Annotated in this window: 13 protein-coding genes; 8 read left to right on the top strand and 5 right to left on the bottom strand. The window is 65.2% G+C overall.

Annotation, left to right across the window (positions count from 1 at the left end; all coding sequences use genetic code 11):
* Positions 1 to 437 (bottom strand): TetR/AcrR family transcriptional regulator (locus A5713_RS15115; protein ID WP_068096629.1); only part of this gene is annotated, 437 nt, incomplete at its 3' end.
* 99 nt (positions 438 to 536) lie between these two features.
* On the opposite strand from A5713_RS15115, the gene A5713_RS15110 reads away from it, so the two are divergent.
* The 4 genes from A5713_RS15110 to A5713_RS15095 are packed head-to-tail and all read left to right on the top strand — an operon-like array spanning position 537 to position 2,991.
* On the top strand, positions 537 to 1,322 hold the full coding sequence (locus tag A5713_RS15110) for a hypothetical protein (RefSeq protein WP_068096631.1): 786 nt from the start codon (positions 537 to 539) through the stop codon (positions 1,320 to 1,322).
* Positions 1,319 to 2,131 (top strand): hypothetical protein, encoded by an 813-nt coding sequence (locus A5713_RS15105; RefSeq protein ID WP_067922814.1) that lies wholly within the window; start codon positions 1,319 to 1,321, stop codon positions 2,129 to 2,131. The genes A5713_RS15110 and A5713_RS15105 overlap by 4 nt, the downstream gene beginning before the upstream one ends.
* Positions 2,131 to 2,709, top strand: a complete 579-nt coding sequence (locus tag A5713_RS15100; protein WP_068096628.1) for a cytochrome c oxidase subunit 3 family protein — start codon at positions 2,131 to 2,133, stop codon at positions 2,707 to 2,709. The genes A5713_RS15105 and A5713_RS15100 overlap by 1 nt, the downstream gene beginning before the upstream one ends.
* Positions 2,710 to 2,712: 3 nt before the next feature.
* Positions 2,713 to 2,991 carry a cytochrome C oxidase subunit IV family protein gene (locus A5713_RS15095; protein ID WP_068096627.1) on the top strand — a complete coding sequence of 93 codons (279 nt, stop codon included), beginning with the start codon at positions 2,713 to 2,715 and terminating at the stop codon, positions 2,989 to 2,991.
* Between the two features lies 1 nt (position 2,992).
* Here A5713_RS15095 and A5713_RS15090 read toward each other — a convergent pair whose 3' ends face one another.
* Positions 2,993 to 4,288 (bottom strand): cytochrome P450, encoded by a 1,296-nt coding sequence (locus A5713_RS15090; protein ID WP_068096625.1) that lies wholly within the window; start codon positions 4,286 to 4,288, stop codon positions 2,993 to 2,995.
* Positions 4,289 to 4,472: 184 nt separating this feature from the next.
* On the opposite strand from A5713_RS15090, the gene A5713_RS15085 reads away from it, so the two are divergent.
* A complete protein-coding gene (locus tag A5713_RS15085; protein ID WP_068096623.1) occupies positions 4,473 to 5,174 on the top strand; it encodes a TetR/AcrR family transcriptional regulator in 702 nt (233 codons plus the stop codon).
* On the opposite strand, the gene A5713_RS15080 is transcribed toward A5713_RS15085, so the two are convergent.
* The gene (locus tag A5713_RS15080) at positions 5,090 to 5,413 is read right to left on the bottom strand and encodes a hypothetical protein (RefSeq protein ID WP_082972965.1); all 324 of its coding nucleotides are present in this window, start codon (positions 5,411 to 5,413) and stop codon (positions 5,090 to 5,092) included. The genes A5713_RS15085 and A5713_RS15080 overlap by 85 nt on opposite strands.
* A gap of 98 nt (positions 5,414 to 5,511) precedes the next feature.
* Entirely contained in the window at positions 5,512 to 6,258 is a 747-nt protein-coding gene (locus A5713_RS15075; RefSeq protein ID WP_068096619.1) for an enoyl-CoA hydratase/isomerase family protein, read from the bottom strand.
* 114 nt (positions 6,259 to 6,372) lie between these two features.
* Here A5713_RS15075 and A5713_RS15070 point away from each other — a divergent pair, with 114 nt between their 5' ends.
* The 3 genes from A5713_RS15070 (at position 6,373) to A5713_RS15060 (ending at position 9,497) form a co-directional block, all read left to right on the top strand.
* Positions 6,373 to 6,795, top strand: coding sequence for a lipoprotein LpqH (locus A5713_RS15070; protein ID WP_068096618.1), 423 nt, complete (start codon positions 6,373 to 6,375; stop codon positions 6,793 to 6,795).
* A gap of 84 nt (positions 6,796 to 6,879) precedes the next feature.
* On the top strand, positions 6,880 to 8,070 hold the full coding sequence (locus tag A5713_RS15065) for an amidohydrolase family protein (RefSeq protein ID WP_068096617.1): 1,191 nt from the start codon (positions 6,880 to 6,882) through the stop codon (positions 8,068 to 8,070).
* Positions 8,067 to 9,497, top strand: a complete 1,431-nt coding sequence (locus A5713_RS15060) for a FadD3 family acyl-CoA ligase (RefSeq protein ID WP_082972964.1) — start codon at positions 8,067 to 8,069, stop codon at positions 9,495 to 9,497. The genes A5713_RS15065 and A5713_RS15060 overlap by 4 nt, the downstream gene beginning before the upstream one ends.
* Positions 9,498 to 9,517: 20 nt before the next feature.
* Here the strand turns inward: A5713_RS15060 and A5713_RS15055 are convergent, their stop codons facing one another.
* Positions 9,518 to 10,018: a zinc-binding dehydrogenase gene (locus tag A5713_RS15055; RefSeq protein WP_231980429.1), complete on the bottom strand. Its 501-nt coding sequence runs from the start codon at positions 10,016 to 10,018 to the stop codon at positions 9,518 to 9,520.
* Positions 10,019 to 10,228 lie beyond the last annotated feature (210 nt).

The following is a 10,228-nucleotide window of genomic DNA, read 5'->3' as shown; positions in this document are numbered from 1 at the left end:
CTCAGCAATACCCGGTACAGACGGTCCATGAAGAGTTGAAACGGCTTGTGCTCGGCCAGCAATCGGACGACGACGGGATCGAATTGCAGCGTGCGCACCAACCGGCGGTCGCGAACGGCCATCTCGATCACCCGCACCAATAGGGCATCTCGCGCCTGAGGCCCGTCGTCGTATGCTTCGGCCTCCTCGAGGGCCGGCTCGAGCCGGCCGAGTTCGCGCTCGGTCACGGCGATGACGATCTGCTCTTTGGTCCGAAACTGGTGGTAGACAGCGGCTTTCGTTATCCCGACGGCGTCGGCGATCATCTGCAGCGACGTACCGCTGACACCGTGCGCGGCGAAAAGCTCCAACGCGGCATCCAACACCCGCGTCCGGGCCGCGCTGTGCTCGATCAGCCGGAATTGCCCACCGTTGACCTGCTCCCGCGCTGTGCCCACGCACAGAGACTAGACGATGCTATTGACTCGAAGCTAGCCGATCGGCTAGCTTCGCTGACTGGGCGTGTGGGTGGCCGATCTCGTAGGGGAGGGGTGCTGATGTCCGACGCCGACGGTGGAGTTACTCAGGGTCGGGGCACGACGCGGGCGCCGCTGCGGCGGACCGACGGTGAGCTGATCCTGCTGTGGAGTCTGCCCGCCGCCCTGATCATTTGGATCGCCGCGTTCTTTCTCTTCCCGGGTTTCAACCCGCCGATGTCACCGACGATGCCGGCGGAACAGGTCGCCGCGTTCTACCGCGATCCGGCGCATCTCCCGGAGATTCGATACAGCATGATCCTGTTCAACTGGTTCGGGGTGTGCCTAGTCCCGATTCTGGCTTTGATCGTGCTGCAGCTCCGCAGGATGGCGCACCGAACGCCGATCTTCTCCTACGCGATGCTGGGTTGCGCGGCCGGCGGTCCGACCCTGTTCCTCGTCGCCAACGTCTGCTGGCTGCTGGCCGCCTTCCGGCCGGAGCGGAGCCCGGGGCTCACTCAGCTGCTCAACGATTTCGGCTGGATCACCTTCACGATCCTCGTGCCCTTCCTGATCGGGCAGAGCGTGATACTCGCCGTGGCAATCTATTTCGACGATCAGCCGAGCCCGGTGTTCGGCCGCTGGGTGGCTCACTTCAACCTTCTGTTGGCCGCCGCGCTGGTGCCCGCGGCGTTCGTCGGCGTCTCGCTGACCGGACCGCTGGCATGGGACGGCTTCTTGTCGTTCTGGGTGAAGAACGTCGCGATTGCCGTCTGGATCGTCGTGATGGGCGTCGTCTTGGGGCGCACCGTTTATCGCGAGCGCGCCGAGACCCACGGGCGGCCAGACCAACTGGTCAACGCATGAGCGCGGTGATCACACCGCCGACGTCCCCACCGCCGCCCCCCGCTGGAGCCCTGCCTCGCCGAATCCGTTGGCACGTGAGGCACAACCCCAAACGGGAACTGTGGTTCGCGTGGGGGACGCTCATGCTGTTCTACAACATCTTCTTCCCGATGTTCTTCATCGTGGCGCAAGTCCAGCCCCCACCGGAGCCCACCTGGGACCTCGCCACACAGCTCCACTGGTTCTCCGAACGCCGTCTCGGGATACCGGTTGGCTTCGGCATCATCTTCGCCATCAGCGGCATGATCGCGGTCAACAACGCCCTGATCGCATACTCGATGCGGCGCATGTCGGTCAGCCGAGCCTTTGGGTATTCGTATCTGCTCATCTATTCGCTCAGTGCGGTTCCCGGCATGCTGCTGCTCAACATCGCGCTGATCGTCGGCACGCTGCGACCCGAGCGCGACCCCGAAGCGATCGGTTGGCTTTACGACTTCGCCTTCCTGTCCTTCGACGGCACGATGGGGGTGTTCCTGATCGGCTCGCTGATCTGGATGGTCGCGATCCTGCTCGACAGGAACCGCGTGTTCCCCAAGTGGTTCGGCTATCTGAACCTGTGCAACGCGCTGACCGAGGTGGTGGTGGCGCCGTGCTGGATCTTTCGGCGTGGCGTGTTCGCGTGGGATGGCGAGATCGCCTGGTGGCTGGACATGGTCGTATTCGGCGTTTACCAAGTCACTTTCATCGTCATGCTGTTTCACATGATCCGCCGCGAAGACTTCGGTACCGGGCGCCTGCCCGACCTGCCGCGAAAAGAGGCGGCTGCTTGATGACCGACATGACCGACGGGGACCCACGGGCCAGATTCGTCCCGGGCCAACCGGACATGTGGGCCTTCGTGTTGTTCGAGACCCTGGTTTTCACCGCATATTTCGGCTTCTACCTGTTCTCCCGCGCTCGCAACCCCGAGCTCTTCCTGCACTCACAGGCGCAGCTCGACCTGCGCATCGGGGTTTTCAACACCCTTGTCCTGCTGCTGAGCTCGTGGTCGGTCGCCCGCTGTGTCCAGTCCGCCCGCGCCGGCGCCTATCGTGCGGCGCTGCGAGACGTGTTCGTCACGGCCGCATTCGCTGCGGCATTCCTGTTCTTCAAGGTGTTCGAGTGGGCTCGGCTGGTGCACGCGGGAAATGGCCTGGGGAGCAACGACTTCTTCACCTATTACTTCTTCCTCACCGGCATTCACTTCGTGCACCTGCTGATCGGCTTCGTCGCCCTCGGTGTCGTCGTCTACCAACTCCGAAGTCCGGCGCGGCGATCCCAGCAGAATGTCGAAACGTGTGCCACCTATTGGCACACCGTCGACTTCCTCTGGGTGCTCATCTTCGCGCTGCTGTACGTGGTGAGGTGAGAAGTGAAGTTCAACAAGCGGTTGCTGGGGGTATGGCTGATCCTGGCGTCGCTGACGCTGGCCTACCTATGGATCGACCATTCGGTCGGTACGGCGCCGAAATCCAGTGCGGTGGTCACGTCGAGCGTCATCGTGATCGCACTTGTCAAGGTGCGCATCATTTTTCGCGAGTTCATGGAGGTCCGCAACGCCCCGGCACTGCTGGGTCGGCTGACCGACGCGTGGGTGGTCGCCATGGCCACCGCCCTGCTCGGCTGCTACTTCGTCGGCATGAGCCTGTGATTCAACCCGCGACCGCGACCGCGTCGGCGGTCGTGAACCTCAGGTGCAGTTCGGTCAGGCCGCGCAGGATGTACGTCGGCTCGTAGGTGTAGCGGCGGTCGGCGCTCGGACCGTGGTGAGCTTCGTCGATCTCGATGTGCGACATCCGGTCCAGCAGGCGCTCGATCGAGACGCGGCCCTCGACCCGGGCGAGCGGTCCGCCGGGGCACGAGTGGACGCCGCGGGCGAACGCCATGTGTTCGCGCACGTTTCGTCGGTGCAGGTTGAATTCGTGTGAGTTGTCGAACCGGCGCGGGTCGCGATTGGCCGCACCCGGGAGCACCATCACCACGGTGCCGGCGGGGATGTCGACCCCACCGATGGCGGTCTTCTTGACGGCCAGTCGTGAATCGCTCTTGACGGGGCTGTCCATCCGCAGCGATTCCTCGATGAACCCGGGAATCAGGCCGCGGTCGTCGCGCAGCTCTTGCTGGATGTCCGGCCGGTCCCCGAGCACCTGCAGCGCCGCGCTGAGCAGCTTGGCGGTGGTTTCCTGGCCGGCGGCGAAGAGGAACGTCGCCGAGCGGACGACCTCGATGACGGGCGGCGTCGAGCCGTCGGGGTACTTCGCCGAAGCCAATGAGGTCAGGACGTCGTTGCGTGGCTCGCGTCGCCGATCCTCGATGTAGGTGCAGAACTTTTCGTCGAGCCACTCCAGCGGGTTGATGCCGACCGACTCGTGGTCCAGCGCACCCACCCGCGCATCGGGGCGGTCGGCGCCCAAGACCTTGCGGAACTCCTTGTGGTCGGATTCCGGCACGCCCAGCAGGTCGGCGATCACCAAGGTGGCGAACGGCTTTGAGTACTCGGCGATGAACTCGCACTCGCCGTTGCGCAGGAACTCGTCGAGCTGACGGTCGGCGAGGCGCCACATGAATTCCTCGTTCTGCTTCAGCCGGCTGGGGGTCAGCAGCTTCGCCAGCACCGATCGCGCCTTGGTGTGGTCCGGCGGATCCATGGTGACCATGTGCTCGTTCATCGGGAAAAAGCTGCGGTGCTGGTCGATCTGGGCACTGATGTCGTCGCCTTCGGGTTGGAAGGGCAACGGGGGGAACGGCCCGCCCAGGGCGACGATGTTGGAAAACGTCTCGGGGTCCTTATAGACCTCGCAGGCTTCGTCGTACCCGGTGACGGCGACGACGCCGTAATGGGGCAGCCGCAGCACCGGATTCTGACTGCGCAGGTAGTCGAAGTAGGGGTGGGGATCGGGGACCAGAGACGGATCGGTGAAGAAGTCGATCGACTCGTAGTTACTCATCGGATGTGCGTCTCCCTGGGCTGGGTTTACCGGTGGGGTTCGTCGGCATGCGAAACCGCCCCCGTTTCGAGAATCTGCTGAGCACCTGCTTAGCACGGCGGGAATGTCGTGGTCAAGGTCACAACGCCGTGCCGCGCTACGATTTCCGTGGTCGCCACGCGATCGGGAGGGACGGAGTAGCGGGATGACATCGGTCCGCAGGATCGGGGCGCCGGACGCGAAGAATCGCGGTCTGCTGCTCGACGCGGCCGAGCAGCTGATGCTCGACGAGGGCTACGCCGCAGTCACGTCCCGCCGCCTCGCGAACAAGGCGGGGCTTAAGCCGCAACTGGTGCACTATTACTTCCGCACCATGGAGGAGCTCTTCCTCGAGGTGTTCCGCCGCCGCGGCGAAGAAGCGCTCGCGGTGCACGCGCAGCTGATGAAGTCGCCGCAGCCGCTTTGGGCGTTGTGGCGATTCGGCACCGATCCCGCATTCACCCGGATTTCCATGGAATTCATGGCGTTGGCCAACCACCGCAAGGAATTGCGAGCCGAAATCGCTTACTATGCAGAACGTTTGCGTGACGAGGAACGGCAAGCGGTGACGGCCGCTCTGCAGCGGTATGGGGTGGCTAAAGACGCGATGCCGCCGGTCGTGATTACCGTGCTCATGTCCAGCTTGTCGAGATTCCTGGTTCTTGAGCGGGCGATCGGCATGTCCGGTGGTCACGCCGAAACGGTGCAACTAGTCGAAGAGCACCTGCGGCGCCTGGAAGGCGAACCGCAGCCGATCGATGGTGTGCCGCAGACCTGGGTCGTTCACCAGTTGCGCAGCGAACAGAGCACGCCCTTGGGGCCGTCCCTGGATACGACCACGGCCCCGTCGACCGCCAGATCGCAGTGAAGCCCCGGCGTGCCGGGCTCCGTACCCGTGCTCGCCACGACCATCGCGTAATCGTCGGGGTTCGACATGTCCAGGTCGAAGCTCCACGGCGTGCCGGGGCCGAGGTCGACATCGACGTGCGGCGTGAACGAGTAAGGGTTGTGGCTGTAATCGGAGAATTTCTCCGGCTGGTGGTCCAGGTAGTAGATGTCGGTGTAGATCGGATTCTTCGCGGTCACGGTGTATTTGACGTGATGCATGACCGGGTCGTCGGCCCGGGCGTGGCCGGCGCTCACGAGGGAACTGGTCGCACCCACCAGCAGCACCGATAGCGTCGTCGCGCCCGCCAGTCTGCCCCTCATCTCGCTCCTCCGGCCGCCCGCCGCGCACTCATGGTGCGGTTCATGACCCGCTCCGCGGCCCGCCAGTGCGCGTCGGCAACCCACAGCCGCGCAAAGGATGCTATCGCTTCGTCCGCCGAAACTCCGCTGATTACGCGCTTGATCTCGGTTGCCGGGTGGCGAGCCAGCGACCTCGCGATGGATTGCCATCCCTCGTCGAACTTGGCGCGCGGCAACACCCGGTCCACCAAGCCGATTCGCTCGGCCTCCTCCGCGGTGAGGGCGGTTCCGGTGCCGGCCAGCAACAGCGCCCGGCTCTTTCCGACGAGTTCGGCCAGCCGCTCGGCGCCACCCCAGGCCGGCATGATCTCCAGCTCGACCTGATTGAAGGCGATCTTGACGTCGTCGGCCGCCAGCCGGATGTCGGCCGCAACGGCGACCTCGGCGCCGCCACCGAAGGCGTGACCGTTCAGCGCGGCGATCACCGGAGCGGGGAAGCCGGCGAGCTGATCGCAGATCGCGCGCATCCGCTTGGCCATCGCCGCCGCATCCTCTTCGGTGCGCAGCGCGCGCAGCTCCTTGAGGTCGCCACCGGACACGAAAGCCCGATCACCCGCGCCCTTGATCACCAGCGTCCTGGCGCCCGCCGCCGCGTCGAGCGCCTTTTCGAGCTGCTGCATGGTGTCCAGGGCGATGGCGTTGCGCGCGTGAGGCCGATCGATGGTCAGCACAGCCAACCCGTCGTCGATCTCCAGGTCCACCATGCGGCATCGCTCCTTGGACGAGAACAGACGATATCGGCATTTGTCTGAGGTGCAGAGAATAACATCGTCGCTGCAGGCCGAAGCGCTATCCGTCAGTGAAGACAGGGGTACCCCTTGCGGGATCGAATCGCGGCCGCGGTCGTGGCGGTGCTCGCAGTCACGGCCGCCGGCGCATGCACTCCGCGGCCGCCCACCCGGCTGTCCAGCACCGCCTCGGTGACGGTCAACGGAAACGAAACGACGTTCAACGTCGTCAAGTGCGGTCAACTGCAATGGACCCGGACGATCGACATCGGCGGCGATTTCGCCGGAGCCAGAGTCGTCGTCGACGAGCAAGCGGACGCCGTCAGCGCGGAGTCGGTCCACATCCGCAACGTCAACGGCTTCACCGGCATGTACTCGCGGGGCGGAGAGGGTGACGCGGATACCAGGCTGAGCGGAGACAGGTTCACCATCACCGGCACCGCGCACGGCTACAGGTCCGACAAGCCCAACGAGCCGGCCACCGCGACCTTCAAAATCATCGCCACCTGCTGACGGGTTCCCGCGCAATGGCGGGGGCCCGTTGCGGTTCGATGCCATGAGAGAATAGTATTCTCATAAATTGCGAAGGAGGATTTCATGGGCCAGTTGTCGCATCGGGAGGACGTCCCGTTTCCGCTCTTCGACGCGGATAACCATCTCTACGAGCCGCCGGAGGCGCTGACCAAGTTCTTGCCCAAGGAGTACAAGGACTACGTCCAATACGTGCAGATCAACGGGCGCACCAAGATCGCGCTGCGCGGCGTGATCAGCAACTACATCCCCAACCCGACCTTCGAGGTCGTCGCCCGACCGGGCGCCTGGGAGGAGTACTTCAAGTACGGCAACCCCGAGGGCAAGAGCAAGCGCGAGCTGTTCGGCGAGCCGATGCGCGCGATCCCGGCGTTCTTCGAGCCCGGCCCGCGGCTGGAGAAGATGAACGAGCTCGGCCTGGACCGCACGCTGATGTTCCCGACGCTGGCCAGCCTGATCGAGGAGCGGTTGCGTGACGACCCGGTCGCCATCCACGTCCTGATCCACGCGCTGAACCAGTGGCTCGACGAGGTCTGGGGCTTCAACTACCAGAACCGCATCTTCACCACCCCGGTGATCACCCTGCCCATCGTCGAGAAGGCGATCGAGGAGCTGGAGTGGGTGGTCAAGCGCGGCGCGCGGTGCATCCTGATCCGCCCGGCTCCGGTCCCCGGCTTCCGCGGCCCCCGGTCGTTCGCGCTGCCCGAGTTCGACCCGTTCTGGGAGCGGGTCGTCGAGTACGACCTGCTGGTCGGCATGCACTCGTCCGACAGCGGCTATTCCCGGTACACGTCCGAGTGGGACGGCGCCGACCAGGAGATGCTGCCGTTCCAGACCAACGCGATGGGCATCCTCAACGAGTGGCGGCCGATTCAGGACGCGGTTGGCTCGTGGGTGATTCACGGCGCGCTCTATCGCCACCCCAAGCTGAAGGTCGCGATCGTCGAGGCCGGATCGAAGTGGATGACCCCGTTGCTCGACGGCCTGGCCGAGGTCTTCCGGAAGGCCCCGGAGGCCTTCCCGAGCGACCCCGTCGAAACCGTGAAGAACCGGATCTACGTCAGCCCGTTCTTCGAGGAGGGCATCGACGACCTGATCAACCTAGTCGGCGTGGACCAGGTGCTGTACGGCTCGGACTGGCCGCACCCCGAGGGGCTCGCGGAGCCGACGTACTACATCAATGCGCTGTCGCACCTGCCTGTCGAAGACCAGGCGAAGATCATGGGCGGAAACCTCGGCCGGCTCGTCACGGTGTGACGAACTGGCAGACCATCCCCGAGATGGTCTTGAGCGCGGCGGACCGCTTCGGCGACGCGGAAGCGGTCGTGGACGGTCCGCTGCGCCTCACCTTCTCGGAGGTGGTCGAGCGGATCCGTTGCGCGGCGGGCGCTTTTGCCGAACTGGGCGTCGACAGGGGTGACCGCGTCGCCGTCTGGGCGCCGAATTCCGCGGAGTGGATCATCGCGGCCTTCGGGCTGCTCACCGCGGGCGGCGTGTTGGTGCCGGTCAACACCCGGTTCAAGACCGAAGAAGCGGGTGACATCATCACCCGCAGCGGGGTGAAGGCCGTCCTGGTTCAGAAGGGTTTTCTGGGCCAGGACTACACCGCGCCGGCGGGCACACCCGTCATCGATCTGAAGTCCGACTTCCTTTCCAGCGGTTCACCGTTCGAGCGGACGGTGAGCGGAAGCGACGTCTCGGACATCATCTTCACCTCGGGCACAACCGGCCGCCCGAAGGGCGCGATGATGAATCATCGCCAGACGCTGCGGATGTACGAGGAATGGGCGACGCTCGCCGACCTGCGCGAAGGCGACCGCTACCTGCAGATCAACCCGTACTTCCACACGTTCGGGCTCAAAGCGGGGCTCGTCACGTCGTTTCTCCGCGGCGCGACGATGCTGCCGGTCGCGGTTTTCGACGTCGACACGGTGGTGAATCTCATTGAACGCGAACGCGTCACGCTGCTGCCGGGTCCACCGACGCTGTATCACTCGCTGCTGACGGTCGGCGACAAAGCCAAGCTGGCGACGTTGCGGGCGGGCGTGACCGGCGCCGCCGACATCCCCGTCGAACTGGTCCGCCGCATCCACGGCGAACTGCCCTTCCAGACGCTGATGACCGGATACGGGCTCACCGAGGCCGGCAACGTCACCCTGTCCCGGCCCGGCGATTCGTTCGAGGACGTGGCCACCACTGCGGGCCTGCCGTGCGACGGGGTCGAGGTGCGCATCGCCGACGATGGCGAGGTGCTGGTCCGCGGCTACGGCGTCATGCAGGGGTACCTCGACGATCCGGAGGCCACCGCCGAGGCGATCGACGACAACGGCTGGCTGCACACCGGGGATTTGGGCAGTCTGGATTCTTCGGGTCGGCTCCGGATCAATGGCCGCAAGAAGGACATGTTCATCGTCGGAGGATTCAACGCGTACCCCGCGGAGATCGAGGGCTTTCTCATGCACCACCCGGCCGTGGCGCAGGCGGCGGTCGTCGGCGTTCCCGACGCACGGCTCGGACAGGTGGGCAAGGCTTTCGTCGTCGCGAAAGACGCTGTCAGCGCTGAGGAATTGATCGATTGGTGTCGCGAACGCATGGCGGGGTTCAAGGTGCCGCGGTCGGTACGGTTTCTGGACGCCCTGCCTCTCAACGCCACCGGCAAGGTGGTCAAAGACCTCTTGCGTTGACACGGGTCCGCCACGCGCCTTCAACTCACCCGGATGACCAGTTTGCCGACGTGCTTGGCATCGCGCAGTCGCTCGAACGCCGATTTGGCCTGCTCGAACTCGAAAACCTCGTCGATGACCGGCGTGAGGCCCGTCGCGGCCACGGCGCGGACGAGATCCTGTAAATCGGCGCGGTCGCCGACAGTGATGCTGCGTGTTGTCGCACCGCGACCCCTCAACAGAAAATAGTCAACGCCGGGGTTGTCGTCGCTGAGGAAGCCGATCAGCGTGACCTCTCCGCCGACGGCGACCGCCCGCAACGACTGCTCGATGGTGGCCGGCCCGCCGACTTCGACGACGCGGTCGACACCGCGTCCTTCGGTCACGTCACGCACCTGTTCGCCCCAGCTCGGGTTGCTGCGGTAGTTGATGACCTCCTCGGCGCCGAGCTCCCGCAGAGTCTCGGCCTTTCGCGGACTCGAGGTGGTCGCGATGACCCGGGCGCCCAACACCTTGGCCAACTGCAACGCGAAGACCGACACGCCGCCCGATCCAAGGGTCAGCACCGTCTGGCCCGCCCGAACCGGGTTGGGTCCGCCGAGCGCGTTCCACGCCGTGACCCCGGCGCAGGGCAGCGTCGCCGCCCGTTCGTCAGAGATCGCCGCGGGGATGCCGACGACCGCCAACTCCGACAGCTACGGCAGCGGGCAGGACGGGTGGCTCACCGAATACAAGGTGGTGTCGCGGGAAGC

Source organism: Mycobacterium sp. E2497, from assembly GCF_001668695.1.
Classification (GTDB): Bacteria; Actinomycetota; Actinomycetes; order Mycobacteriales; family Mycobacteriaceae; genus Mycobacterium.
The sequence above is the reverse complement of the archived record's forward strand: the minus strand, read 5'-3'. Positions and strand labels throughout refer to the sequence as shown.

Coding starts and splice junctions, on each gene's coding strand:
- A5713_RS15110 (WP_068096631.1), top strand. CDS start 537: ATGTCCGACGCCGACGGTGGAGTTACTCAGGGTCGGGGCACGACGCGG.
- A5713_RS15065 (WP_068096617.1), top strand. CDS start 6,880: ATGGGCCAGTTGTCGCATCGGGAGGACGTCCCGTTTCCGCTCTTCGAC.
- A5713_RS15075 (WP_068096619.1), bottom strand. CDS start 6,258: ATGGTGGACCTGGAGATCGACGACGGGTTGGCTGTGCTGACCATCGAT.
- A5713_RS15100 (WP_068096628.1), top strand. CDS start 2,131: ATGACCGACATGACCGACGGGGACCCACGGGCCAGATTCGTCCCGGGC.
- A5713_RS15085 (WP_068096623.1), top strand. CDS start 4,473: ATGACATCGGTCCGCAGGATCGGGGCGCCGGACGCGAAGAATCGCGGT.
- A5713_RS15090 (WP_068096625.1), bottom strand. CDS start 4,288: ATGAGTAACTACGAGTCGATCGACTTCTTCACCGATCCGTCTCTGGTC.
- A5713_RS15105 (WP_067922814.1), top strand. CDS start 1,319: ATGAGCGCGGTGATCACACCGCCGACGTCCCCACCGCCGCCCCCCGCT.
- A5713_RS15080 (WP_082972965.1), bottom strand. CDS start 5,413: ATGCATCACGTCAAATACACCGTGACCGCGAAGAATCCGATCTACACC.